The following is a 25,736-nucleotide window of genomic DNA, read 5'->3' as shown; positions in this document are numbered from 1 at the left end:
GACATGGCCCGCATTGATCTCGTCGATCTCGCCCATTCCTACGGCGGCAACGATGCGCCGCAGGACAGCTTTGCGCTGAAGCCGGTGACCATGACCTGGCGGCAGGGCGGCGCCTATGCCCTGCTCGGCCCAAGCGGCTGCGGCAAGACCACGCTGCTCAACGTCATCTCCGGCATCATCACGCCGTCGCGCGGGAAAATCCTGTTCGACGGCCAGGACATCACACCGCTGTCAACCCAGAAGCGCAACATCGCCCAGGTGTTCCAGTTTCCGGTGATCTACGACACCATGACGGTCGGACAGAATTTGGCTTTTCCGCTGAAGAACCGCGGCGTGCCGAAGGCCGAGATCGACAAGCGCGTTGCCGAGATCGGCCGCCTGCTCGATCTCGAACCCTATCTGAACCGCAAGGCGACGCGGCTCACGGCGGACGCCAAGCAGAAGATCTCGCTCGGCCGCGGTCTCGTCCGCTCCGACGTTGCCGCCGTGCTGTTCGACGAGCCGCTGACGGTGATCGATCCCGAGCTGAAATGGCAGCTGCGCTCGAAGCTGAAGGCGCTGCATCGCGAGCTCGACCTCACGATGATCTACGTCACCCACGACCAGACCGAGGCGCTGACCTTCGCCGACACCGTCGTCGTCATGCATGACGGCCGCGTGGTGCAGAGCGGCACCCCGGCCGAGCTGTTCGACAAGCCGGCGCACACCTTCGTCGGCTATTTCATCGGCTCGCCCGGCATGAACATCCTGCCGGCGGAGGTGAGGGGACGCGAGGCGCGCATCGACGGCCACGTCATCGCGCTCAACCGCAGCTATGACAACCTTCCGGCAGGTGCGAAGATCGAAATCGGCGTGCGTCCCGAATTCGTCGACGCCGTCACGCCGGCACCGGGCCTGCTCACGTCGAAGATCGAGCGTGTCGACGATCTCGGCCGTATCCGCTTCGCGCGCGTCCGCGTCGGCGAGGCCAAGCTGGCCGCGCGCGCGCCTGCCGGCTTCACGTCATCCGACGGCATGGCCGGACTGAAATTCGATCCGTCGCATGTTCACGTCTATGCCGACAGCCTTCTGGTCGAGGGAGCCGTCTGATGGACAAGACCGTCAACCAAAAAGCCTGGTTCCTGGTGCTGCCGGTGTTCCTGGTCGTCGCCTTCTCGGCGGTGCTGCCGCTGATGACGGTGGTGAACTATTCGATGCAGGACACTTTCGGCAACAACCAGTTCTTCTGGAACGGCGTCGGCTGGTTCAAGGAATTGCTCGATCCCTCGACCGATCTCGGCGGCCGCTTCCTCGCTTCGCTCGGCCGCAATCTGTTCTTCTCGCTCGTCATCCTCGCGATCGAGGTGCCGCTCGGCATTGTCATCGCGTTGTCGATGCCGCGCCAGGGCTGGACCGTGGCGGCCTGCCTCGTCATCCTCGCGCTGCCGCTGCTGATTCCGTGGAACGTGGTCGGCACGATCTGGCAGATCTTCGGCCGCCCCGACATCGGCCTGCTGGGCTACGTTCTCAATGCCATCGGCATTGACTACAATTACGTCTCCAACGAGATCGATGCCTGGGTCACCGTCATCGTGATGGACGTGTGGCACTGGACCAGCCTCGTCGCGCTGCTTTGCTATGCCGGCCTGAAGTCGATTCCGGAAGCCTATTACCAGGCCGCCCAGATCGACGGCGCGTCGCGCTGGGCCGTGTTCAAGGCGATCCAGCTGCCGAAGATGAACCGCGTGCTGTTGATCGCGGTGCTGCTGCGCTTCATGGACAGCTTCATGATCTACACCGAGCCGTTCGTCGTCACCGGCGGCGGCCCCGGCAACTCAACGACCTTCGTGTCGATCGAGCTCGTCAAGATCGCGCTCGGCCAGTTCGACCTCGGCAAGGCCGCGGCGCTGTCGCTGGTCTACAATCTGATCATCCTGATCGTCTGCTGGATCTTCTACACCGTCATGACCAATGCGGGCGCCGAGCGAAAGCCCCAGGAAGGAGCCGCGTGATGCACTCGATCCCCGGCCGCCGCCTCATCATGGGGCTGTTCCTGATCTTCCTGCTGTTGCCGATCTACTGGCTCGTCAACATGAGCTTCAAGACCAATGCCGAGATCGTCTCGACGATGACGCTGTGGCCGCACACGCCGACGCTGCAGCACTACAAGCGCATCTTCACCGACGAGAGCTGGTATTCCGGCTACATCAATTCGCTGGAATACGTCGTCCTCAACACCATCATCTCGATCTCGGTGGCGCTGCCTGCGGCCTACGCGTTCTCGCGCTACCGCTTCCTCGGCGACAAGCACCTGTTCTTCTGGCTGCTGTCGAACCGCATGGCGCCGGCTGCGGTCTATGCGCTGCCGTTCTTCAACCTCTATTCGGCGATCGGCCTGTTCGATACGCCCTGGGCCGTCGCGCTCGCGCACTGCATCTTCAACGTGCCGCTGGCGGTGTGGATCCTCGAAGGCTTCGTCTCCGGCGTGCCGCGCGAGATCGACGAGACCGCGTTCCTGGACGGCTATTCCTTCCCGCGCTTCTTCATCAAGATCCTGGTGCCACTGATTGCGAGCGGCATCGGCGTCGCCGCCTTCTTCTGCTTCATGTTCTCCTGGGTCGAACTCTTGCTCGCGCGCACGCTGACCTCGGTGTCGGCCAAGCCGATCGCCGCGATCATGACCCGCACGGTCTCGGCCGCCGGAATGGATTGGGGTCTGCTGGCCGCAGCCGGCGTGCTCACCATCATTCCGGGCGCGCTGGTGATCTGGTTCGTCCGCAACTACATCGCGAGCGGTTTCGCGCTCGGTCGCGTCTAGGGAGGCATCAATGGAATCCATCGCATGGATGGCCTGGACGCCGCCGACGGCGATCTTCTTCGCTGCGTTGGCGGGTACGCTGGCTGTCATGACATGGCTCGCTGCGGTCTATCCCGAAGCCGAGCGCGTCGGCGTACTGCGGATCCCAACCACGCGCGGCGATCGCCTGTTCATTTCGCTGATCGCGGCCGCCGTCATCCATCTGGTCTGGATCGGTCTCGTTGGGACCGACGTGATCGCAACCTTGCCGATCGGCGAGGAGGGTTTCGAAATTTCGAGCCTGTGGCTCGCAAGTGGAATTTCGCTGGCCACGGCCGTGCTCATTTTTCGCACGGTCTGACGCTTCGCGAAGGGACGGCCAGATCCGGGATCTAAACCCGGGCCTGTGAAAATTTTGTCGCTGCAACGGAGGAACAACATGCGACAGTTTAGGAGAAGGAAAGGCCCATTGACCAAGAGCAGTTTTCTGACGATGTCCAGCGCCGCCGCCATCATGGCGGTGTCGCTCGCCGTCTCGGCGCCGGTTCGTGCCGCCGACGACGCCACGATCCAGAAGTGGATTACCGAATTCCAGCCCTCGACGCTGTCGAAGGACGATCAGAAGAAGGAGCTGGAGTGGTTCGCGAAGGCCGCCGAGCCTTTCAAGGGTATGGAGATCAACGTCGTCTCCGAGACCATCACGACCCACGAATACGAGGCGCAGACGCTGGCCAAGGCGTTCTCCGAGCTCACCGGAATCAAGCTCAAGCACGACCTCATCCAGGAAGGTGACGTCGTCGAGAAGCTGCAGACCCAGATGCAGTCCGGCAAGAACGTGTATGACGGCTGGATCAACGATTCCGACCTGATCGGCACGCACTTCCGCTACGGACAGACCATCGCGCTGTCGGACTACATGACCGGCGAGGGCAAGGACGTCACCGACCCCATGCTCGACGTCAACGACTTCATCGGCAAGTCGTTCGGCACGGGGCCTGACGGCAAGCTCTATCAACTGCCCGACCAGCAGTTCGCCAACCTCTATTGGTTCCGCTACGACTGGTTCACCAATCCGGACTACAAGGCCAAGTTCAAGGCCAAGTATGGCTACGAGCTCGGCGTGCCCGTGAACTGGTCGGCCTATGAGGATATCGCCGAGTTCTTCACCAACGACATCAAGGAGATCAACGGCGTCAAGGTCTACGGCCATATGGACTATGGTAAGAAGGACCCCTCGCTCGGCTGGCGCTTCACCGACGCGTGGCTCTCGATGGCCGGCAACGGCGACAAGGGCATCCCGAACGGTCTGCCGGTCGACGAATGGGGCATCCGCATGGAAGGCTGCCGTCCGGTCGGCTCGTCGATCGAACGCGGCGGCGACACCAATGGTCCCGCTGCAGTCTACTCGATCACCAAGTACCTCGAGTGGATGAAGAAGTATGCCCCGCCGCAGGCGCAGGGCATGACCTTCTCGGAATCCGGTCCAGTGCCGGCGCAGGGCAACATCGCCCAGCAGATGTTCTGGTACACCGCCTTCACCGCCGACATGGTGAAGCCGGGCATTGCCGTGATGAACGCGGACGGTACGCCGAAATGGCGTATGGCGCCCTCGCCGCACGGCGCGTACTGGAAGGAAGGCATGAAGCTCGGCTACCAGGATGCCGGCTCCCTCACGCTGCTGAAGTCGACCCCGGCGGATCGCCGCAAGGCGGCCTGGCTGTATCTCCAGTTCATCGTCTCCAAGACGGTGTCGCTGAAGAAGAGCCATGTCGGTCTCACGTTCATCCGTGAATCCGACATCTGGGACAAGTCGTTCACCGAGCGCGCGCCGAAGCTCGGCGGCCTGATCGAGTTCTACCGCTCGCCCGCGCGCGTGCAGTGGACCCCGACCGGCAACAACGTGCCCGACTATCCGAAGCTGGCCCAGCTGTGGTGGCAGAACATCGGCGATGCGTCGTCCGGTGCGAAGACGCCGCAAGCCGCGATGGATGCCCTCGCGGCGGCTCAGGACTCCGTCATGGAGCGCCTGGAGAAGTCCAACGTGCAGGGCGCCTGCGGTCCGAAGCTCCACAAGAAGGAGAAGCCGGAGTACTGGTTCGCGAAGGCTGAGAAGGACGGCACCATCGCGCCCCAGCGCAAGCTCGCCAACGAGAAGCCGAAGGGCGAGACGGTCGACTACGACACCCTGATCAAGTCGTGGCCGGCGACCCCCCCGAAGCGCGCGGAAGCCAAGTAAGCGGCGAATAGCGTCACCGAATGCGAAAGGCCGGGAGCGATCCCGGCCTTTTTTCTTCGCCTCGCCCCGCTTGCGGGGAGAGGGAGAAGATCACTCCGCCGGCTCGGCCGCCAGCGTCGGGTAGTCCGTGTAGCCCTTGGCGCCGCCGCCGTAGAAGGTGTTCTTGTCCCAGTCGTTCAGCGCGGCGCCCTGCTTCAACCGCTCGACGAGGTCGGGGTTGGAGATGAACGGCTTGCCGAAGGCGATGAGATCGGCCGCGTTCGCGTCCAGCACCTTGGTGGCGAGATCGAAATCGTAGCCGTTGTTGGCGACGTAGGCGCCGGCGAAGCGCTTGCGCAAGGACGCATAGTCGAACGGCGCGAAGTCGCGCGGGCCGCCGGTGGCGCCTTCGACGACATGGAGATAGACCAGCTTCAGCGCGCTGAGACCGTCGACGATGTGATCGAACAGGGCTTGCGGATTGCTGTCGGAGACGTCGTTGGCCGGCGTCACCGGCGAGATGCGGATGCCGGTGCGATCGGCGCCGGCTTCAGTCGCGACGGCCTTGGACACTTCGAGCATCAGCCGGGCGCGGTTCTCGATCGAGCCGCCATAGGCATCGGTGCGCTTGTTGGCGCCATCCTTGGCGAACTGGTCGAGCAGATAGCCGTTGGCGCCGTGGATCTCGACGCCGTCGAAGCCGGCCTCCAGCGCGTTCTTCGTGGCGCGCTTGAAATCGTCGATAATCCCGGGAATTTCGGAGAGCTCGAGCGCACGCGGCTCGGAGACGTCGGCGAAGCCGCCGTTCACGAAGGTCTTGCCCTTGGCGCGGATTGCGCTCGGCGCCACCGGGGCCGCGCCATTCGCCTGGAGATCGACATGCGAGATGCGGCCGACATGCCAGAGCTGGATGAAGATCTTGCCGCCACGTTCATGCACGCGATCGGTGACCTTGCGCCAACCGGCGACCTGGTCCTTGCTGTAGATGCCGGGGGTGTCCTGGTAGCCTTGGCCCTGTTGTGAGACCTGGCTCGCTTCGGTGATCAGAAGCCCCGCGGAGGCGCGCTGGCCGTAATACTCGGCGGCGAGCGCGCCGGGTACGAAGGTGCCAGGGACGGCGCGGTTGCGCGTCAGCGGCGCCATCACGAGGCGGTTGGCCAGCGTGATCGGGCCGAGCTTGTAGGTCTCAAACAATTTGGTCGAACGGCTCATGAGGGGTGTTCCAGACGGTGAAAGGTCAGGGACACTTGTGCATCGCGCCATAGAGCGCAAGGGAGGAGCCATACGGAAAGTGCAGGCGAGCTACGCGGCAACGGCCGCGTAGCATAATTCATGTGCAATATCGGCTGCGACGATGGAGTCCGCCTATCGTCGCCGTGCGATCTGACAAATCAGTTCGTGCCCATGAAGTCGCGCTTGCCGATCTCGACGCCGTTGTGGCGCAACAGGCCGTGGGCGGTTGCGCAGTGGAAATAGAAGTTCGGCAGCGAGAACGCGCTCAGGAATTGCTGGCCCTTCATCGTGATGGATTTGTCCGGTCCGGCCGGGAACGTGACGTCCTTGGTATCGGCACCCTCGAATTGCTCCGGCTTGAACGACTTCACATAGTCGATGGTCTTCGCCAGCCGCTGCTTCAATTCCGCAAAACTCGTCTCGGTGTCGGGCGTCGAGGGGACTTCGCTGTGCGTCAGCCGGGCGCAGCCCTTGGCGGCGAAATCGCTGACGAGCTGGATCTGCTTCGACAGCGGCAGCATGTCCGGGAAGAGGCGCGAGCCGAGCAGGACGCTGGGGTCGATCTTCTTGGCCGCGCAATGCGCCTCGGCTTTGGTGAGCAGCCCGGTCATGCTGTTCAGCATCTGCAAATAGGCGGGGACGACGGCGTCGTAGAAGGACATGTGATGCTCGCTTGTGAATGGGAAATCTCAGGAGAAAACCTGAGCCACTCACATGGGAGCCTCATGGAAAATTACAATCGCGCAAAGCGCTTGTGCGATGCGAAAATTCTACGGTGCTGGCTCGCGGTGCCATGCCACATAGTCCCTCGCGGGGAATGACGGATAGACGATCTACCGCACCATTCCCGTCGGCTGCGCCTGTGCCGTGCCGCCGCGCATGCGCGCGAGCAGCTCGGCGGTCGGCCAGGAATCGGCGGGCAGGCCGAACTTGATCTGCATCGCCTTGACGGCGGCGCGGCTCTGCTGACCCAGCACGCCGTCGACCTTGCCGACATTGAAGCCGGCGCGCACCAGCAACTGCTGCAATTCCTTGAGCTCGTTGAACGGCAGCTGCGGCACCGGTTGGGCCGGCTTGCGCATGGGAGCGGCGCCCGCGATGCGCGAGGCGAGATAGCCCGCGGTGGTCGAATAGATCAGCGAGTTATTCCACTCGGTGTAGGCCGCGAAATTCGCGTAAGCCATGAAGGCTGGGCCGAAGCGTCCCATCGGCAGCAGCACGGAGGCCGGCAAATTGTCGCTCGGCAGGGGACGGCCGTCGGGATAGGTGACCCCCAGCTGCGCCCAGGTCGAGCGCGGCTCCTTCACCGTGAGATCGGTCTTCTCCCACGGCAGGTTCGGCGGCACCTTGATCTCTTCCAGCCACGGCTCGCCGCGCCGCCACTTCAGGCCGTTGGCGATGTAGTTGGCGGTCGAGCCGATCACGTCGGCGCCCGAGCGCAACAGGTCACGCCGTCCGTCGCCGTCATAGTCGACGGCGTAATTGGCGTAATGCACCGGCAGGAACTGGGTCTGACCGAGCTCGCCGGCCCAGGAGCCGATCATCTCGTCGGGATGCAGATCGCCGCGGTCGATGATCTTCAGTGCGGCGATGGTCTCGTTCACGAACATCTCGGAGCGGCGGCAGTCATAGGCCAGCGACACCAGCGATTTCAGCGTCGGCAGATTGCCCATGTTGGCGCCGAAGTCGCTCTCCAATCCCCAGAACGCGGCGATCACCGCCGGCGGCACGCCATATTCTTTTTCCGCGCGTGCAAATGCGGCCGCGTATTGCTTGATGTGCTGCTGGCCGTTCTGCATGCGATAGGGCGCGGCCATGCGGCCGGCGAATTCGGTGAAGAGCTGGCCGAACACGCGCTGGCCGCGGTCACGATTGACGATGCCCTGGTCGTAGACGAGATAGGGCGAAGCCTCTGCGATCGTCCGCTGCGACACGCCGGCGGCGACCGCCTGTTGCTTCACCTCAGTCAGGAAGCGATCGAAGCTCGCGCCATTGTGGCACGAAGCGGCGCGCGGCGAGGGCGCGGTCGCCTTGGGGGTAGCGGGCTTGGCGGGCGGCGGCGAAAGCTGGGCGAAGGCGGGAGCGGACAGCGCGGCGAGAGCAAGGGCCGCGATCGCAAATCGGGTCTGGAGCATGGATTATCCGGCGGGGAGGGGACGCTTGGATTCTGGACGAAGTTTAATGGAAGTAGGGTACGCAAACCAGTGCCGCGGCTCCGCGACGCACCTTGAAACCTTGCACTCCGGCCGGGGTCATCCCTACCTCATGCCTGCCGGCCTGCTGGCGCTTCCAGCCTGCCGCGGCCGGCCCGGGAGACGACCATGAACTATCTTCGTACCGCAATGCTGCTCGCAGGCCTCACCGCCCTGTTCATGGGCGTCGGCTATCTGATCGGCGGAGCCGCCGGTGCCGTGATCGCGCTGGCCATTGCCGCTGCGACCAATCTCTTCACCTACTGGAACTCCGACCGCATGGTGCTGTCGATGTACGGCGCCCATGAGGTCGACCGTAGAAGCGCGCCGGAACTGGTCGGGCTCGTCGCCGAGCTCGCGGGCCGCGCCGGCTTGCCGATGCCGCGGGTGTTCCTGATGGATGAGCCGCAGCCCAACGCGTTCGCGACCGGACGAAATCCCGAAAACGCCGCGGTCGCCGTCACCACCGGCCTGATGAACCAGCTCAGCCGCGAGGAGCTCGCCGGCGTGGTCGCGCACGAGCTCGCCCATATCAAGAATCACGACACGCTGCTGATGACGATCACCGCGACCATCGCCGGCGCGATCTCCATGCTGGCGCAGTTCGGCATGTTCTTCGGCGGCAATCGCGACAACAACAATGGTCTCGGCATCGTCGGCTCGATCCTGATGATGATCCTCGCCCCGCTCGGCGCCATGTTGGTGCAGATGGCGATCAGCCGCACCCGCGAATATGCCGCGGACGATCTCGGCGCGCGCATCGCGGGGCAGCCGATGTGGCTAGCCTCGGCGCTGGTGAAGATCGAGGGCGCCGCGCACAAGGTGCCAAACTATGAGGCCGAGCGAAATCCCGCGACCGCGCATATGTTCATCATCAATCCGTTGTCGGGCCACGGCGTCGACAATCTGTTCGCCACCCATCCCTCGACGCAGAACCGCATCGCGGCGCTCCAGCAGCTCGCGGCCGAGCTCGGCGCGCGGGCCGCGCCGTCGGTCGGGGCCAACGAGAACTATCCGCCTCGGGGCCCTTGGGGGCGCTCCTCATCTTCAGGCCGCTCACGCGGTCCTTGGGGCTGACGGAATCGCCTCGGATTTGTCGCCCGCTTTGTGACCTGGCGCACACAGGATCGTGCGCGCCGGTGTTAACACCCCGGCGAAATGATTGCTTCGAAAGGGGATGCGTGGCCGGCCCTCCGCCTGCCACCGTCGAAGATGACCAGAACCGCCGTACCATTGCTGATCGTCATGGGCGTCCTCGTCGGCCTGTCCACGCACATGGTCGTCAATTGCGGTGACGAGGACGAGCCCGACGTCTGCTCGGCGGTGATCGGCTTCTCGCCGCTGCGCGGCTCGCTGATCGCCTTTGCCTATGAGGGGCGAGGACGGATCGCGCTGCGCCATGGCGACTTCAAGCGGGCGATCGCCGATTTCGACGAGGCCATTCACCTCAATCCCAACCGCGCTGCGCTCTATCGTGACCGCGCGCTCGCGCGTCGTCAGAATGGCGACCTCGAGCTCGCCATCGCCGACTATGACGAGGCGATCGCGCATGATCCCAAGCTTGCTGCGCCCTATCACCAGCGCGGTCTCGCGCTCGCCGCCACCGGCGATCTCGATCGTGCCATCCTGAGCTACAACACGGCGATCCGTCTCGATCCCCGGGATGCCGAGGCCCGGCTCGACCGGGGCCTCGCGTTCCTCGCCCGCGGCCAGGCCGATGACGCGCGCGCCGATTTCGAGGCGGCGCTGGCGCTGCCATCAGGCAAGGACGGCCATGCGCGCGAGGCCGCGCGCGCCAAGCTCGCCGAGCTCGCGAGCGCCGAGCCGACGCAGGTAGCGGTGCCAAGGCGATAGATATCAGGGCTGCATGCGCTACCCCTCTCCCCTTGTGGGAGAGGGTGGCTCGCCGCGTAGCGGCGAGACGGGTGAGGGGTATCTCTCCTCACGAACGATGTAGCGCGTGGAAAGAACCCCTCATCCGGCGCTTCGCGCCACCTTCTCCCGCAAGGGGAGAAGGAAGAAGCCTTACTTCCCCTTCTTGGCTTTCGCCTTCTTTGCCTTGGCGGCCTTCTTCGCCGGCTTCTCGTCCTTCGCCTTCTCCACCTTCACCGCAACGGGTGTGCTGGCGGCAATCCGCATCGACCGTGCGTAGCTGTCGGCGACGTTGTCGGCGGACATCTGCAGGCGCTTGGCGGCGGCGGTGGCCTGCTCCAGGGTGGCCTTGGCCATCATCTTGAAGCGGTCGGCGGTCTCCTTGCTCTTGGCCTTGGTCGCCAGGCCGTTGAAGCGATCCCGACGCTCCTTGGCGCGGGTCATCAGGCCCGTATGCAGCTGTCTGGCCAGTTGCCGGATCACGACATCCAGGTCGGCGTCCGCCATGTTGTTCTATCCTCTTGAAATCAGGTATCGATGCGGGCGGGACTATGCAGATCGGGCCCCGCCTTGGCAATTCCCGGCTGGGCGTCATCCGCAGCTTCCGGTTAGCAAAACAAAAAAGCCGCGCATTTTGCGCGGCTCTTGTCTGTCCTGGCGGTGTTTCCGCCTCACTTCAGCGAGGCAACCGGGCCGTTCGCTGCCGCCGGCTCGGGGTCGAATCCGAACACGCCGACCAGGTATTTGTAGTAGTCCGGCATCTTCTCCTTGAGCGCCTCGCGCGACTTCGGGTCGTGGAATTCGCTCTTTCCGGAGAGGAAGATGCTGGCGGTTACGGCAAAGAACTCCATGGGATTCTTCATCGCATAGGAGTCCTTGGGTAACTGATCCTTGGACTTGGCCAGGGCGTAGTAGGCGATCAAGCCCTTGTTGGCGTAGCCGTCCGGCAGCAGCCGCGCGTGATAGGCGTGCAGCAATTCATGCAGCAGCACGGCCTCCTTCTCGTAGCGCATCATGTCTGGGCGCAGCATGATCACGCCGAGCCCGGAATCGACCGCGAGGTCGACGGCGTTGGGATTGGTCCAGCGCTGCTTGTTCGGGTCCCACACCGTCAGCGTCCGCGGCGCGGTGCGGCGAATGTCGGGCGTGACCCGGCCGTAGCACGCGGTTGCGGCGCCTTCGTCGAGGCAGGCGAGCTCGCTCGCGACGATCGGCACAGTGTGGAAAAAGCGCAGCACACGCGGCGAGAGGCCGGCGCCTTCGACGAGGTCGATCTGCTGCTTCAGATTGTCGGTGAGCTTTTCGACGTCCTTGCGGTCGGAATTCTCCGTGAGGTCGAACATGTAGCCGCGGTAGCTTTGGAAGCCCGGCGGCAGCGGCTGCGCCGCGTCGGCGTCGAGCGATCCGGCACGAGATGGGCCGGCGAAAAGCGCGCCGACGATGGTTGCGGTCAGCAGCAACGCAATGCGCATGATGAACCCCCTGATGTCACGTCGCCCGGCAGAATAAGCCGCCGTTGTTTGCGAAAAGTGAGTGCGGCGAGCCTAAGGCGCCGATGTTGAGGCGTGCTTAACCGTTGGTTGCAGAACGCCGCAGCGGATTAGGGACGGATTAACCAAGGCCTATCGCGGCGAGCGCAGGCCTGTGACCGTCACCCTGAGGTGGCCGCTTCTTCAGCGGCCCTCGAAGGGCGACAGCTCGGCTCCGGCAGCGGGGCCGTACATCCTTCGAGACTCCCGGCGCGATGCGTTTGCATCGCGCCACTCGCACCTCAGGATGACGGGATGGACACTGAGGGTGTAGACTCACCCGAGGGCAACAAGCCCCTCATCACAAGCCGGAAGGGAGGATGCCATGTATGCCGCCATCCGTCAGGCCAAGGCGAAAAGCGGAAGCGCGGAGGAGCTGGCGCGCCGCATCAAGGACGGCGCCGTTCCGATCATCAGCGACGTCGACGGCTTCCGCGCCTATTACGTCGTCTATGCCGGCGACGACACGGTCACTGCGATCTCGATCTTCGACAAGTTCGAGCAGGCCGAGGAGGCGAACAAGCGCGCGATCGCCTGGATCGAAAAGGATCTCGGCCCGTTGCTCGCCGGGCATGCGAGCGCCGCCGCGGGTCCCGTGATCGTGCACACGCTGGCGTAGGGTGGTCTCGTGCCCCGGACGCAGCGCAGCGCCCCGGGCGATGCGAAGCATCGTCCGGTCCGGTGCGCTGCAGAGCCGGGGCCCACACGGCGCGGCATGCGTGGCTCGTTGGGTCCCGGCTCTGCGCAGCACCGCAAGAGCGCTGCAGCGCGTCCGGGACACGAGAGCTGAATAACCCTCACAGCTCCCTTGCATTCGAGAACGCGAAGCTCGACACCCGCCGCGTCGTCTCGTCCAGAATCAGCGTGCGGGTGATTGGCGGCTCGGCGCGCTGGGCGCAGTTTTCTCGCTCGCAAAGACGGCAATTGACCCCGATCGGCGTGCCCTCGGTCTTCTCCAGGTCCATGCCCGCGGCGTAGGTCAGGCGCGCGGCGTGACGGATCTCGCAGCCGAGGCCGATGGCGAAGCGCGGTTGCGGCAGCGGGTGCGGCGCGACGGGGCGGCGCACCATCTGCGCGATCGAGAAATAGCGCGTGCCGTCGGACAGCTCGATCACCTGCTTGAGCAGGCGATCGGGCGTGTCGAAAGTCGAGTGCACGTTCCACAAAGGGCAGGTGCCGCCAAACTTCGAGAACGGGAAGGTGCCGGAGGAGAAACGCTTGGAGACGTTGCCGGCATTGTCGACGCGCAGCAGGAAGAACGGAATGCCGCGCGCATTCGGCCGCTGCAGCGTCGTGAGCCGGTGGCAGACCTGCTCGAACCCGGAATTGAAGCGCTGTGCCAGCACGTGGATGTCGTAGTTGAGCGCTTCGGCGGCCGCGAGGAATGCGGGGTAGGGCATCATCACGGCAGCAGCAAAGTAATTGCCAAGCGTGATGCGGAACAGGCGGCGCGGTGCGTCGTCGAGCGGTCCGGCACGGCCGATGATGGTCTCCAGCGCCTGCGTGCATTCACCCAAGCCGAGCTGGAAGGCGAGCTGGAACGCGCGGCCGGGCGGATCGACCAACTCGGAGATCAGGAGCTGGCGGCGGTGGCGGTCGAAGCGCCGCAGCGTCTCCCGCATCACGTCGACCGGCATGACCCGGGTCTGGATCGAATGCTTTTCGCGCAGCCGCGCCGCGAGCGCCGCATAGAGTCCTTCGGCCGGGACGTTCAGCTCGTCGCGAAGCGTTTCCGCGGCCTGCTCGAGTTCCGGAAAATAGTTGCGGTTGGCCTCGATCAGCTCGCGCACGCGCTCGACGGGGTTGGCCTCATAGCGCGTACCGACGTCGCGGTCGGCCATTTGCGCTGCGGCCAGCGTCTCGCCCTGGCGGGCCTCGGTATAGGCCGCATAGAGCCGCTGCAGCGCATGGGTGACGCCCGGACAGAGCTCGGCGAGGTCGCGCAGTTCCTGCTTGGGCACGTCGATCTGGCGGAACAGCGGATCGGAGAAGATCTCGTTGAGCTCGGCGAAGAAGCGGTCCTCGTCGGCGGTGGCGAGGTCGCGCAAATCGAGGTCATAGGTCTCCGCCAGCCGCAGCAGGATCTGCGCGGTCACCGGGCGCTGGTTGCGCTCGATCAGGTTGACGTAGCTCGGCGAGATCCCGAGCCCTTCGGCGATCTGGGTCTGCGATAGCCCCAATTGCTGCCGGATCCTCCGGAACCGCGGGCCGACGAAGAGTTTCTTGCCGGGATTGGCGGGCATGTCTCAGGTCTCCGTGCGCATCAAAGGACAGGCTTACTGACCTATAATTTTACAAGATTTACAAAATAACATCTATTACATGTTCTGATGTTACATGACATCACCAATAAGAAACAAGCCATCTATACGAAGTTTCTGTTTTCGCGTTTAGCTCCTGACACGCATCTCGCAATGCACTGTCAAGAATGTCGATGGCCAGCCATCGCCATCGTCAGCAAGAGGATCAGGCACATGAACTACCAGCCGCGCGGTATCAGCACCCTTCAGGGTCCGGGTTCGTATCAGGACGAGGTCAAGGCAGCCCAGGCGCTCCTCGAGACCCAGCCGACCTGGAACGGCGTGTCGGCCGAGGCCGTCGCGCGCATGCGCCTCCAGAACCGCTTCAAGACCGGCCTCGACGTCGCCCGCTACACCGCGGCGCTGATGCGGGCCGACATGGCCGCCTATGACAAGGACCCGACCAAGTACACCCAGTCGCTGGGCTGCTGGCACGGCTTCATCGCCCAGCAGAAGATGATCTCGGTCAAGAAGCATTTCGGCGGCAAGACCGATCGCACCTATCTGTACCTCTCGGGCTGGATGATCGCGGCGCTGCGCTCCGAGTTCGGCCCGCTGCCCGACCAGTCGATGCACGAGAAGACTTCGGTGCCGGCGCTGATCGAGGAGCTCTACACCTTCCTGCGTCAGGCGGACTCGCGTGAGCTCAACGACATCTTCCGTCTGCTCGACAAGGCGCGCAAGGAAGGCGACAAGACCCGCGAGAAGGAACTGATCGCGAAGATCGACAACTTCCAGACCCACGTCGTCCCTGTCATCGCCGACATTGACGCCGGCTTCGGCAACGCCGAGGCGACCTATCTGCTCGCCAAGAAGATGATCGAAGCGGGCGCCTGCGCGCTCCAGATCGAGAACCAGGTCTCGGACGAGAAGCAGTGCGGTCACCAGGACGGCAAGGTCACCGTGCCGCATGAGGTCTTCCTGGCGAAGATCCGTGCCTGCCGCCATGCGTTCCTCGAACTCGGCGTCGAAGACGGCATCATCGTGACCCGCACCGACTCGCTCGGCGCCGGCCTCACGCAGCAGATCGCCGTCAGCCACAAGCCCGGTGATATCGGCGACCAGTACAACAGCTTCCTCGATTGCGAAGAAGTGACCGCGGAGAACGCTCGCAACGGCGACGTCATCATCAACCGCAACGGCAAGATGATGCGTCCGAAGCGGCTGCCCTCCAACCTCTACCAGTTCCGTCCCGGCACTGGTGAGGACCGCTGCGTGCTCGACAGCATCACCTCGCTGCAGAACGGCGCCGATCTGCTCTGGATCGAGACCGAGAAGCCGCATATCGAGCAGATCGCCAAGATGGTGGACCGCATCCGCAAGGTCGTTCCGAACGCCAAGCTGGCCTACAACAACTCGCCGTCCTTCAACTGGACGCTGAACTTCCGTTGGCAGGTCTACGATGCGATGAAGGAAGCCGGCAAGGACGTCAGCAAGTACAACCGTGCCGAGCTGATGAAGCCGGAATACGACGATACGCCGCTGGCGCAGGAAGCCGACGAGCGCATCCGTACCTTCCAGGCGGATTCGGCCAAGCGCGCCGGCATCTTCCACCACCTGATCACGCTGCCGACCTATCACACGGCCGCGCTGTCCACCGACAACCTCGCCAAGGAATATTTCGGCGAGCAGGGCATGCTCGGCTACGTCAAGAACGTGCAGCGCCAGGAAATCCGCCAGGGTATCGCCTGCGCCAAGCACCAGAACATGGCCGGCTCCGACATCGGCGATGACCACAAGGAGTACTTCGCGGGCGAAGCGGCTCTGAAGGCGGGCGGCGTCCACAACACGATGAACCAGTTCGGCTAACGAATCTCGACTTCGACAGGAGACTGACAATGACCAAAGGCAGCAATTTCTGGGTGATCGGCGGCGAGTTCGGTTCGATGAACTTCCACAAGCTCGTGGAAGGCTCGGCCCAGGTCAAAGGTCCGTTCAAGACCCGCAAGGAAGCCGAGGAGTGCTGGAAGGAAGTCTCGGAAGAGAGCCGACACAAGGCCGGCGTCCGCTTCTCGATCGTGGAAGAGCCGTCGCGGGTCTCGGCCTGAAGGGCCTGACTCCGACCTGAACTAAGAAGACGTCCAAGGACGGATGGTCCCATCCAGGCGCTGCCTGGGTGGGACCGTCTGTTTTTGGCACAGGTCAACGGCCTGTGGGCGCCGTAAGTCTCTGGAATTGTAGGCCTTTGCGGAGGGTGTGGTTGCTGATAGGTTAACGGCGGAAAGTCGAGGACGAGGCCGACAATGTCAGAGCCCGAGACCAGCGGGACCCATCCCGGCCAACCGCGGCCGGTGCGGCTGCGCGATGCCCTGCTGCGCGCGCGGATCGAGGCCGCCGACCGGACCGGGGTCGTCGTCGACTTGCGGGACGCCGAGGTGGCGCGGCTCGAGATCCTCAACGACGCGCTCGATCCGCTGTTCGCGCAGGTGCCCGACAAGATCGACCTGTTCGACCGCGGCATCAGCCAGGGCGATACGCCAAGACTGTGGATCGACGTCGTCGCCCACATCGTGATGGGGCGCGACAAGCGGATGTACCGCTTCGTCCAGGACACCCGCTTCGGCCGCATCGTGCTCGCCGAATCCCACGACACGTCCGTGATCGTCGGGGCCGTCACCGACTACGTCGCGCGCCGCATGGTGGAGCGCGAGCACGCGATGGTGGTCCCGCCCGAGCCGCAAGCCCCCGCCGCCGCACCGCCGCGCCGCTCGCGCTTCTGGCCGTTCGTGCTCGGATTCGTGCTCGGCGCCGCCGCACTGTTTGGGGTTGCCGTGGTGGCGGCGTTGCGGAGCTGGTGACGACGGTTCTCGTAGCCCGGATGGAGCGAAGCGCAATCCGGGAAACCTGTCCCCGGTTATCGTGTCTCACGATAGGGGTGCACTCCAGGGGTGCACTCCACATGCGCTGTCCCGGATTACGCTGCGCTCCATCCGGGCTACCGCTCGCTCGCAATGACAGCGGGTCTAGATCAACCTCACATGCTTGATCTGCCCGATCTGGTATCCCGACCCCAGCGCCCGCACTGTCTGCTCGCAGCGCCAGCCCGCATTGTCCTTCTCGACCGTGAACAGATTATACGCCGCCGCCGGGTAGTGCCCGTGCGCGAGCGCGGAGGCCGAGGGGACGCCGAGCACGGGAATGTTGCCGTTGGGGCCGTCGATCCACATCGTCGAATGAACGTGGTCGTGCCCGTGCAGGACCAGCTCGACGCCATGGCGCTTGAGCAGCGCCAGCAGCGCGGGCGCGTCGGTCATTCGCTTCTGCCGCGCATCGGACTTCAGGGGATGATGCACCAGCAGCACGCGGAAAACGTCTTCAGTCGCGAGCCGTTCGAGCACCTGTGCGAGCGAGGCGAGCTGATCGCGCCCGAGCGTGCCCGTCGCCATCAGCGGCAGGGTCGGCACCGCCGTGGACAGACTGATCAGCGCGAGCGGCCCGCGCCGGCGCACCGAGGGAAAACCGATGCGGCCGTCATCGCCGGCAAGATAGGGCGCAAAGGTCTCGCCGAAGCGATGCGCGGTGGCGCGGACATAGGCGTCGTGATTGCCGGGAATCGTGGTGACGCGGTCGGGCGGACCGACGCCGTCGAGCCAGGCGCGGGCGGGTGCGAACTCGGCTTCCAGCGCGAGGTTGACGAGATCGCCCGTCACCGCGACGTGGTCGGGCGCCTGCGCCTTCATGTCGGCGACCAGCGCGTCGAGCACCTCGCGGCGCTGGTATTTGTGGCGGTTGCGCGTCCAGTTGACATAGCCGAGCGCGCGCTTGCCGGCGAGCTCGATCAGCCGAGGCTTCGGCAAGGGCGCCAGATGCGGATCGGACAGATGGGCGAGCGTGAAGGGGGCCGGCGTGTTGGGAGACATGGCGCGCGATTGCCTCGCTATTGCTCCACTGTAATGGCAAGGTCGCAGGCAACGTGCAAGCGGGGCCGGGACTGCGGCCTCATGGGAGCCTGATGGGAGATCGTCTGAACAGCATTCGCAGAAAATTCGAGCCGCTGCTGCGGCGAATTTTCCACGCCTATTTCCTCGTCGTCCGCGGCATGACGCTCGGCGTCCGCGCCGTGGTGCTGGATGCCGAGAACCGGGTGTTCCTGGTCCGGCACAGCTACGTCAGCGGCTGGTATCTGCCCGGCGGCGGCGTCGACCACGGCGAGACCATGGACCAGGCGATGCGGCGCGAGCTCAAGGAGGAGGGCGATATCGACCTCACCGGAGCAGCCAGCCTGCACGGCATCTTTCTCAACAGCCACGTCTCCCGCCGCGACCACGTCGCGGTCTACGTCGTCAGGCGGTTCAGGCAGGAGCGCCTGCCCGAGCCCAACCGCGAGATCGTCGAATGCGGGTTCTTCGCGACCACGGCGCTGCCGGAGGGCACCACGCCCGGCACCCGGCTGCGGATCGCGGAAGTCCTGGACGGCCGGCCGTTGATTGCGACGTGGCGCTGAGGGCAGCCTGTGCTAGTAACCGGTCCTGACGGATGCCACGGACGCCGGATGACGATTGCCAAATTCCCCTTCGGTCTGATCTGCCTTGCGATCCCCGCCAGCAACATCGTCACGATGTCACGCCGGAGCGATGCGCGCATGCCGTCGCTGCAGGCCGCGCCGCTCGGGCGCGGGCCGGCAGGCCTCGGAGCGCCGTCGCGATGACGTCGCCCCAACTTCGCATCGCGGTGCTGGTGCCCTGCTACAACGAGGAAGCGGCGGTTGCGACCGTCGTTGCCGATTTCCGCAAGGCGCTGCCCTCGGCCGAGATCTACGTCTACGACAACAATTCGCGCGACCGCACCGCGGCGCTCGCGCGCGAGGCGGGCGCGATCGTGCGCAGCGAGCGGCGGCAGGGCAAGGGTCACGTCGTGCGGCGCATGTTCGCCGACGTCGAGGCCGACGTCTATGTGCTGGTCGACGGCGATGCCACCTACGATGCGCCGAGCGCGCCGCGCATGATCGACAGGCTGCTCGACGATCATCTCGACATGGTGGTCGGCCTTCGCGTCGATCAGGTCCATGCCGCCTACCGGCTCGGCCACCGCACCGGCAATCGTATGCTGACCGGCTTCCTCGCCTCGACCTTCGGTCACGCCTTCAAGGACATCCTGTCCGGCTACCGCGTGTTCTCGCGCCGCTTCGTCAAATCCTTCCCCGTCCTCTCCGACGGCTTCGAGATCGAGACCGAGCTCGCGGTCTATGCGCTGGAATTGTCGCTGCCGGTCGCCGAGATCGAGACGCCCTATTACGCGCGCCCCGAAGGCTCGTTCTCCAAGCTCAACACCTGGCGCGACGGGTTTCGCATCCTCGGCACCATGCTGAAGCTCTATCGTTCGGAGCGGCCGTTGCGTTTCTTCACGGCGATCGGAATCCTGCTGGCGGTGGCCTCGGTGATCCTCGCGATTCCGATCGTGATCACCTTCATCGAGACCGGCCTCGTGCCGCGCCTGCCTACCGCTGTGCTGGCGATGGGCCTGATGATCATGGCCCTGCTCTCGGTGTCGTCGGGACTCGTGCTCGACACCGTGACGCGCGGGCGGCGGGAAATGAAGATGCTGGCCTACCTGTCCCAACCGACCTTGAAAAGGAGTTGAACGCCGCCGCTGCCCGATGGACCGCGCTGCGTTCAGGTGCTATCCCGCGAATTGACATGACCGATCTCTCCCTGACCATCCTTCCCGAGGCCGCCGGCGACGCCCAGTCGATCGAGCGGCTGCATGAACGTACCTTCGGTCCCGGCCGTTTCGTGCTCAGTGCCTACCGCATCCGCGAGCACGTCGACCATCTGCTCGAATTGTCCTTCACCGCCCGCATCGGCACGCTGCTGGTCGGCTCGGTCAGGCAATTGCCGGTGCTGGTCGGCGAGACGCCGGCGCTGCTGCTTGGCCCGCTGACGGTCGAGCCGCCGTTCCGCGGCCGCGGTGTCGGCCGTCTGTTGATGGAGCGTGCGCTCAAGGACGCCAAGGCGAAAGGCCACCGCCTCGTGCTGCTGGTCGGCGACGAGCCCTATTACAGCCGCGTCGGCTTCAAGCCGGTCCCCAAGGGCCGCGTCACCATGCCGGGCCCGGTCGACGCCGCCCGCATCCTGGTGTTCGAGCTCGTCGACGGCGCCTTCGAAGGCGTGTCGGGGCAGGTGGGCCCCGACTGGAGCAAGGCGCGGGTAGGTTAGGCCAGCCCGCGGCAGTGCGTAGCCCGGACGGAGCGCAGCGCAATGCGGGAATCCTGTTGTTGCTGAGGCGCCGCTCCCGGATTTCGCTGCGCTCCATCCGGGCTACGGCGCTCACAATGACCTAGAACTTGAAGTTCGCGAAGGCCCGCACCCCGATGCCGGGCATCAGCACCTCGTCCTTGTTGTAGGACACCGAGTTGCGGATGTTCTCGTTGAGGAGGTTGTTGCCGACGATGCCGGCCATCATCTCGCGCGCGCCGAACCAGTTGCGGTCGAGCTTGGTCTTGTAGCTGACCTCGGCCTTCAGCAGATTGTAGCCTGCCGTCGGCGTCTCCGCGATCACCGCGACGTTGTTCTGCGCGAAGGCGTGCAGCAGGTTGACCCGCATCAGCCAATTGTCGTCGCGCCAGAACACGCCGCCGCCCATCCGCATGGGTGGAATCCGCGGCACGTTGGTGCCGTCGCTGAACGTGGCACGGACGAAATCGAACTGGTTCTCGATGCCCCAGATGCCGCCCTGGAAGGCCCCGACGTCGAGCTGCGACTGGAATTCGCCGCCGCGGAAGTTGGCATTGCGCTGCGAGTAGACCGCCTGGTTCAGCTCGGCACCCGGCGTACCGCAGGATGCAAAATCGTCGTCGCAGGACACGCCGGTGAGGCGGCGATAGATGAAATTGTCGAAATGCGTGTAGTAGACCGTCGCCTCGAAGCGGAACGGCCCCGTCGCCCTGCGCACGCCGACCTCGATTGATTTCGCGGTCTCGATGGTGAGATTGGGATTGCCGATGTCGAACGTCGCCGTCGCGTCGTGGCCGCCGCGGGAGAACAATTCGGCCGCCTTCGGCGCGCGCTCGACATATTGCGCGGTGATGCTGCCGACCATGCCGCCCGGCAGATCCTGCAACAGGCCGATGCTGCCGCTCTTCGGCGTGAACGACGGATTGCGCGAGATCGCCGCCTGCGGTGTGCCGTCGGGCAGATAATCCGTCGGGAAGTTCGGCGTCGTGCCGTGCAGCTCGACATGCTCGATGCGGCCGGCGACCTGCGCCCGCGTCGCCTCCGTGAATTTGAACTCGTTGAAGGCATAACCGGCAACGCGGTTGCTGTTGTTGGGGTCCCACAATCCGTTGAACAACGTGCCGGGATTGTCCGGGCTCGGCGCGTTCAATTCCTGATGCCCGACCTGGAAGCCCAGCGCCGTCGTCACCTCGGCGAAGCGCGCGTTGAACGGCATCAACTGCACCTCGGTGCGGATCTCCTGCTCCTTGTTGGTGAAGGTCTGGCGGATGCCGTCGCTGGTGAGGTCGGCGGGATCGGCAAGGCCGATCTCGTTGTGGCGGTAGTCAGTCGCGCCAGCCCAGAAGCGGACGGCGTCGATCGCGGCCGCATCGGGATGGTACTCGCCCTTGACGTTGATCTTGGTCTGGTGGCCGTCGATCCGCGTTTGGTGGTCGGCGCCGTCGATGCCGGGGATGTGGTAAAGCGAGTCGTTCTGCGTGATCGACGCGCCGATATAGCCGCCCTGGAAGAAGTAGGAGCCGCCGATCGAGGCGCCGTCCGAACGCGTCGCCGAGTTCGGCTGGCGGCCGTTCACGGGGCGCGACTGGTCGTTCAGATAGGGATAGCTCGGAATCGAATAGTCCGAGGTCGTGCGGCCATAGGCGTCGGCGTGGAAGGCAAAATTGCCGCCGCCGGTGTCGAGCAGCACGCCGCTTTCGACGCCGCGGTCGACCGAGGAGAACGCGGTGCGCGTCTCGGCGGTGACGCAAGGCGAGGTCGAGGCGCTCGCGAGCGGAGCCTTGGTCGGCAGGCCGTAAGCCTGGAATGACGGCGCGCAGGACGGCAGCGCATCCGGAATCCGGTTATTGGTGGCGCTGACGACGCCGCCGATCGAGGTCGAGCCGTAGCGCAGCGCGGCGGGTCCGCGTACCACTTCGATCTGGTTGGTGGCGAGCGGATCGATCGGGACGAAATGATCCTCGCCGAGGTCCGACGCGCCGTTCGCATTGGTGCCGTTCTCCAGGATGCCGACGCGGTTGACGTCGAGCCCGCGGATGATCGGCCGGCTGGATGCGCCGGGCGCGAAGCTCGAGCCGGTGATGCCGGGCTTGGAGAACAGGAGATCGCCGAGCTGGCCGCCGCCTTCGCGGCGGATCTCCTCGTTCGGCACCACGGTGACCGTCGCGAACTGGTTGGTCACGACAGGCAGCACGCCCTGTTGAGGCGTGGCAGGCGCGGCCGTTGCCGGTGTCGCGTCTGCCGCCTGCTCGCGGCTGCGCACCCGCGCCGTCCGCGTGCCACGGCCTGCGTTGCGCGACGGCACCACCGCTCTGCGCACGATGGGGCTCGGCGCCGTTACGGTGACGGCAGGGATCTCGGTCGATGATTTGTCTTGCGCAGGCGTTTGGGCGAAAGCGGGCGTGGCGGCGGCGCCGAGCAGGAGCAGGCTTGCTCCGCCAAGACGCTGCGCGCGTCGCATTTGAAATGACATGGTCCTGATTCCAGTCAGGCGCCGTCCGCGTGATTGTCTGCTGATCGGAGGCGGCCTGCCGTCGCGGCGCGACGGAATTCGACTTCAACGGATCCCGGGTCGTCGCCGATTGGCGGCGAGCCAGGTGTGATTAGATGTTGAGAGTCAGGACGCGGGAGGGGCGCGCGGCTGGAATGCCGTGCCGGCCGATTTCAGATGGAGAAATTCGGCATCGGTGGTGCGGTGGAGCAGCTCGATCGCCTGCGGCAGCTGCAGCAGCGGCGGTGTCGCCGAGACGACGGCGCCCGCCATCGCAATGATGGCGCAGATCGCGCAATTGTCCTCGCCCGGATGTTCGCGGTCCGGGCTCGAGGGCGATTGCTTCTGGACTGCGGCGCGGTCGACAGCCGCTTGGCCCTTGGCGTTGTTCTTGGCGCCGCCGGTCTGCTGCAGCGTAGCCTGGGCCAGCGGTGCGGCCTGCGCAAACCAATGGCTGTGGCCGAACGTCAGCGCGAGCTGCACCAGCATCGCGAATAACGCGAGCCGGGCGCCGTGCCTGATATTCGACCGGAACCAGTTCATTGAAAGTGCCATCCCCACATCGCGAGGCGCCAATCCGCGGCAGCTGCAATGTAATAATGTAACATCGCAGCATTGATCAGTTGGTGTCAATGGTGGGAACACCGGCGGCTGCGGGCAGCCGACCCGATGTGTCGTTCGGGCAACTCGAGCGAGATGGGTTCACGTGGCGGCGCGCTCTGTACACCTCTCCCGCTTGCGGGCTAGGTCGGCGCAATGCGCCGGGTGAGGGCTCTCTCCTCTTGGGGGTTTTTCGATTGCAGAGATACCCTCTCCCCAACCCTCCCCCGCAAGCGGGGAGCACACCTTCGTTGCGGCGGCATTTGAGCCTGAACTTGTTTCGCTTTACCGCCCCTCGCGGACCCACGTCGCCGCGAACGCGCCGAGCAGCAGCAACAGGCCGATCAGGCCGGCGAAGATCGGCAGCACGCCGACACCCTTGACCACGCTGGCATCGCGCATTCGCACGCCCATCCAGCCGTCGCCATGGAACATGCCGACCGAGCGTACTGGCAGGATGCGCGGCAGCTCGATGCTCGAGCCACTGGCCACGCGCACGGCATCGCCGCCGGTCGCCTGGGTCAGTGGCTTCAGCGTATCGACCGTGGAGGTGACTTCCGAAAACTCCTTGGGATTTGTCGGGCCGACATTGATCAGCGCCTTGAGCGTGCCGTCGGTGGCCTGCCACAGGCCGAGCTCGCTGGCGGGAAGGCTGGCGCGCCATTCGCCGGGATCGCCGGGGCTCAGCGTCAAATCGTTCGACACGCCCGACGGCGAGGTCACGCTCACCGGCTGGACGCTGTCGGCCATGGTCTGGCGCACCACGACGAGGTCCTTGCCCTGCACCTGGAGACGCAGCGCCTCTTCGTCGAGATCGGGCTGCTTCATCAGCCAGTGTGACATCCGCCTCAGCAGGTCGAGATGCGGGCCGCCGCCTTCATAACCGCGCGCCCATAGCCAGATGTGGTCGGAGAGCAGGAGCGCGACGCGGCCCTCGCCGAAGCGCGACAGGAACAGCAGCGGTTTGCCGTCGGCCCCCGTCATGACAGGCGGGTTGACCGAGTTGCGGGTGTCGACCGTCCTGAAGAAACGGCTCCAGCGCGGCGGCTCGCTGGCGGAGCCCTCCAGGGCGCGCGTGACGGGATGGCGTTTGCCGACGTCGGACAGATGCGCATAGAACGGCTTCTCGGTCACGCCGACCGGTTCGGCCGGCAGCACCGTGTCCAGCGGCGTGCGCCAGATGCTGGTGTTGGAGGCGTAATCGGGTCCGGCCGAGACCAGCACCGCGCCGCCCGATCGGACATAGCGCGCGATGTTGTCGAAATAGGCGATCGGCAGCACGCCCTGGCGGGCGTAGCGATCGAAGATGATGAGCTGGAATTCGTTGATCTTCTGCTGGAACAATTCGCGGGTCGGAAACGCGATCAGCGACAATTCGTTGATCGGCGTGCCGTCCTGCTTCTCCGGCGGACGCAGAATGGTGAAATGCACGAGGTCGACGCTGGCGTCGGACTTGAGCAGGTTGCGCCAAGTGCGCTCGCCGGAATGCGGCTCGCCCGAGACCAGCAGCACGCGCAGCTTGTCGCGCACGCCGTCGATGGCGACGACGGCGCGGTTGTTGACCGGCGTCAGCTCTTTCTCGAGCGGCGAGGCTTCGATCTCGACGATGTTCGGCCCGGCATGCTTGATGTCGACGTCGACGCTCGCGGCCTGGCCGCTCGACAGCGTGCGCTCGTTGATGACCTCGCCGTCCCGGCGGATCGTCACCTTGGCGCGCTCGCCCGTGACGCCCTGGTCGTCGAGCCGGTAGCTGATGGTCTGGGCCTGCCCGACGATGCCGAAGCGCGGCGCGGCCGTAATCGCGATGCGGCGGTCGCGCTCGTCCTTCTGGCCGGTCACAAGCGCATGCACCGGCGCCTGGAAGCCGAGCGCGGCGGCGTTCGCGGGGATGTCGTGGACGCGGCCGTCGGTGATCAGGAACGCGCCGGCGACGCGGTCGACCGGGACGTCGGACAAGGCCGAGGCGAGGGCGCCGAACAGCTTGGTGCCGTCGGTCTCGCCGTCGGCCTGTCCGGCCTCGACGACGCGGACCTCGAGCCCCTTGATCTTCTTCAAGCTGTCGACCAGGGCTTCCTGCGCCTGCGCGGCCTCGCGGTTGCGGTTGCCGAAATTCTGGCTCGGGCTCTTGTCGACGACGACAGCCGCGACCGAGGTCAGGGGATCGCGGTCCTCGCGGGTGAAGGAGGGATTGGAGAGCGCCAGCAGGAACAGCGCCAGCGCGGCCACGCGCACGGCGGCGCCGCGCGCGCGGGCCACCAGCAGCACGAGCGCGACGACGACGATCGCGGCGAGCGCGAGCCAGAGGACGATCGCGGGGACAAGCGGCGTGAATGCAATACCGTAGTTCATGACGGT

General features: G+C 65.2%; 24 protein-coding genes. 14 read left to right on the top strand and 10 right to left on the bottom strand.

Annotated features, from left to right (window positions below; all coding sequences use genetic code 11):
* Positions 1 to 3: 3 nt before the first annotated feature.
* From SE92_RS15940 to SE92_RS15920, 5 genes are all read left to right on the top strand, one after another.
* A complete protein-coding gene (locus SE92_RS15940; protein ID WP_063196617.1) occupies positions 4 to 1,089 on the top strand; it encodes an ABC transporter ATP-binding protein in 1,086 nt (361 codons plus the stop codon).
* The gene (locus tag SE92_RS15935) at positions 1,089 to 1,991 is read left to right on the top strand and encodes a carbohydrate ABC transporter permease (protein ID WP_063196616.1); all 903 of its coding nucleotides are present in this window, start codon (positions 1,089 to 1,091) and stop codon (positions 1,989 to 1,991) included. Before SE92_RS15940 ends, SE92_RS15935 begins: the two co-directional genes overlap by 1 nt.
* Complete coding sequence (locus SE92_RS15930) at positions 1,991 to 2,797, top strand: carbohydrate ABC transporter permease (protein WP_063203561.1); 807 nt, start codon at positions 1,991 to 1,993, stop codon at positions 2,795 to 2,797. Before SE92_RS15935 ends, SE92_RS15930 begins: the two co-directional genes overlap by 1 nt.
* A gap of 10 nt (positions 2,798 to 2,807) precedes the next feature.
* A complete protein-coding gene (locus SE92_RS15925; protein WP_063196615.1) occupies positions 2,808 to 3,137 on the top strand; it encodes a DUF2160 domain-containing protein in 330 nt (109 codons plus the stop codon).
* A 132-nt stretch (positions 3,138 to 3,269) separates the two neighbouring features.
* On the top strand, positions 3,270 to 5,012 hold the full coding sequence (locus SE92_RS15920; protein WP_063203560.1) for an ABC transporter substrate-binding protein: 1,743 nt from the start codon (positions 3,270 to 3,272) through the stop codon (positions 5,010 to 5,012).
* Between the two features lie 90 nt (positions 5,013 to 5,102).
* Here SE92_RS15920 and SE92_RS15915 read toward each other — a convergent pair whose 3' ends face one another.
* The 3 genes from SE92_RS15915 to SE92_RS15905 form a co-directional block, all read right to left on the bottom strand.
* A complete protein-coding gene (locus SE92_RS15915) occupies positions 5,103 to 6,203 on the bottom strand; it encodes an alkene reductase (protein WP_063196614.1) in 1,101 nt (366 codons plus the stop codon).
* Between the two features lie 179 nt (positions 6,204 to 6,382).
* Positions 6,383 to 6,886, bottom strand: a complete 504-nt coding sequence (locus SE92_RS15910) for a DUF1993 domain-containing protein (RefSeq protein WP_063196613.1) — start codon at positions 6,884 to 6,886, stop codon at positions 6,383 to 6,385.
* A gap of 171 nt (positions 6,887 to 7,057) precedes the next feature.
* Positions 7,058 to 8,359: a lytic murein transglycosylase gene (locus tag SE92_RS15905; protein ID WP_063196612.1), complete on the bottom strand. Its 1,302-nt coding sequence runs from the start codon at positions 8,357 to 8,359 to the stop codon at positions 7,058 to 7,060.
* Between the two features lie 186 nt (positions 8,360 to 8,545).
* Between SE92_RS15905 and htpX the strand changes: the two genes are divergently transcribed.
* Both htpX and SE92_RS15895 read left to right on the top strand, forming a co-directional pair.
* Positions 8,546 to 9,493 carry a zinc metalloprotease HtpX gene (gene htpX, locus SE92_RS15900; RefSeq protein ID WP_063196611.1) on the top strand — a complete coding sequence of 316 codons (948 nt, stop codon included), beginning with the start codon at positions 8,546 to 8,548 and terminating at the stop codon, positions 9,491 to 9,493.
* Between the two features lie 135 nt (positions 9,494 to 9,628).
* Positions 9,629 to 10,270, top strand: a complete 642-nt coding sequence (locus SE92_RS15895) for a tetratricopeptide repeat protein (RefSeq protein ID WP_198172653.1) — start codon at positions 9,629 to 9,631, stop codon at positions 10,268 to 10,270.
* A gap of 171 nt (positions 10,271 to 10,441) precedes the next feature.
* On the opposite strand, the gene SE92_RS15890 is transcribed toward SE92_RS15895, so the two are convergent.
* Positions 10,442 to 10,795 (bottom strand): hypothetical protein, encoded by a 354-nt coding sequence (locus SE92_RS15890; RefSeq protein WP_063196609.1) that lies wholly within the window; start codon positions 10,793 to 10,795, stop codon positions 10,442 to 10,444.
* Between the two features lie 164 nt (positions 10,796 to 10,959).
* A complete protein-coding gene (locus SE92_RS15885) occupies positions 10,960 to 11,760 on the bottom strand; it encodes a hypothetical protein (RefSeq protein ID WP_063196608.1) in 801 nt (266 codons plus the stop codon).
* 382 nt (positions 11,761 to 12,142) lie between these two features.
* On the opposite strand from SE92_RS15885, the gene SE92_RS36665 reads away from it, so the two are divergent.
* The gene (locus SE92_RS36665) at positions 12,143 to 12,436 is read left to right on the top strand and encodes an antibiotic biosynthesis monooxygenase (RefSeq protein WP_027575542.1); all 294 of its coding nucleotides are present in this window, start codon (positions 12,143 to 12,145) and stop codon (positions 12,434 to 12,436) included.
* A 178-nt stretch (positions 12,437 to 12,614) separates the two neighbouring features.
* Here the strand turns inward: SE92_RS36665 and SE92_RS15875 are convergent, their stop codons facing one another.
* Positions 12,615 to 14,060 carry a helix-turn-helix domain-containing protein gene (locus tag SE92_RS15875; RefSeq protein ID WP_063196607.1) on the bottom strand — a complete coding sequence of 482 codons (1,446 nt, stop codon included), beginning with the start codon at positions 14,058 to 14,060 and terminating at the stop codon, positions 12,615 to 12,617.
* A gap of 231 nt (positions 14,061 to 14,291) precedes the next feature.
* Here SE92_RS15875 and SE92_RS15870 point away from each other — a divergent pair, with 231 nt between their 5' ends.
* From SE92_RS15870 to SE92_RS15860, 3 genes are all read left to right on the top strand, one after another.
* On the top strand, positions 14,292 to 15,926 hold the full coding sequence (locus tag SE92_RS15870) for an isocitrate lyase (protein ID WP_063196606.1): 1,635 nt from the start codon (positions 14,292 to 14,294) through the stop codon (positions 15,924 to 15,926).
* 29 nt (positions 15,927 to 15,955) lie between these two features.
* A complete protein-coding gene (locus SE92_RS15865) occupies positions 15,956 to 16,165 on the top strand; it encodes a DUF4170 domain-containing protein (RefSeq protein WP_036013800.1) in 210 nt (69 codons plus the stop codon).
* A gap of 195 nt (positions 16,166 to 16,360) precedes the next feature.
* A complete protein-coding gene (locus tag SE92_RS15860; protein ID WP_063196605.1) occupies positions 16,361 to 16,915 on the top strand; it encodes a hypothetical protein in 555 nt (184 codons plus the stop codon).
* A 165-nt stretch (positions 16,916 to 17,080) separates the two neighbouring features.
* Here SE92_RS15860 and SE92_RS15855 read toward each other — a convergent pair whose 3' ends face one another.
* Positions 17,081 to 17,977, bottom strand: a complete 897-nt coding sequence (locus SE92_RS15855; protein WP_063196604.1) for a metallophosphoesterase family protein — start codon at positions 17,975 to 17,977, stop codon at positions 17,081 to 17,083.
* A 92-nt stretch (positions 17,978 to 18,069) separates the two neighbouring features.
* Between SE92_RS15855 and SE92_RS15850 the strand changes: the two genes are divergently transcribed.
* From SE92_RS15850 to SE92_RS15840, 3 genes are all read left to right on the top strand, one after another.
* Complete coding sequence (locus tag SE92_RS15850; protein WP_063196603.1) at positions 18,070 to 18,561, top strand: NUDIX domain-containing protein; 492 nt, start codon at positions 18,070 to 18,072, stop codon at positions 18,559 to 18,561.
* A 200-nt stretch (positions 18,562 to 18,761) separates the two neighbouring features.
* The gene (locus SE92_RS15845) at positions 18,762 to 19,697 is read left to right on the top strand and encodes a glycosyltransferase family 2 protein (protein WP_063196602.1); all 936 of its coding nucleotides are present in this window, start codon (positions 18,762 to 18,764) and stop codon (positions 19,695 to 19,697) included.
* A 56-nt stretch (positions 19,698 to 19,753) separates the two neighbouring features.
* The gene (locus SE92_RS15840) at positions 19,754 to 20,272 is read left to right on the top strand and encodes a GNAT family N-acetyltransferase (RefSeq protein ID WP_063196601.1); all 519 of its coding nucleotides are present in this window, start codon (positions 19,754 to 19,756) and stop codon (positions 20,270 to 20,272) included.
* A gap of 121 nt (positions 20,273 to 20,393) precedes the next feature.
* Here the strand turns inward: SE92_RS15840 and SE92_RS15835 are convergent, their stop codons facing one another.
* The 3 genes from SE92_RS15835 to SE92_RS15825 all read right to left on the bottom strand — a co-directional run bounded on the left by SE92_RS15835 (position 20,394) and on the right by SE92_RS15825 (position 25,730).
* Positions 20,394 to 22,763 (bottom strand): TonB-dependent receptor, encoded by a 2,370-nt coding sequence (locus SE92_RS15835; protein ID WP_063196600.1) that lies wholly within the window; start codon positions 22,761 to 22,763, stop codon positions 20,394 to 20,396.
* 144 nt (positions 22,764 to 22,907) lie between these two features.
* A complete protein-coding gene (locus SE92_RS15830; protein ID WP_063196599.1) occupies positions 22,908 to 23,324 on the bottom strand; it encodes a DUF2946 family protein in 417 nt (138 codons plus the stop codon).
* Positions 23,325 to 23,666: 342 nt separating this feature from the next.
* A complete protein-coding gene (locus SE92_RS15825) occupies positions 23,667 to 25,730 on the bottom strand; it encodes a hypothetical protein (protein WP_063196598.1) in 2,064 nt (687 codons plus the stop codon).
* Between the last annotated feature and the right edge of the window lie 6 nt (positions 25,731 to 25,736).

The sequence above is a fragment of the Bradyrhizobium sp. AT1 genome (genome assembly GCF_001590795.1).
Taxonomy (GTDB): domain Bacteria; phylum Pseudomonadota; class Alphaproteobacteria; order Rhizobiales; family Xanthobacteraceae; genus Bradyrhizobium.
This window is presented reverse-complemented; position numbering and strand designations above follow the sequence as displayed.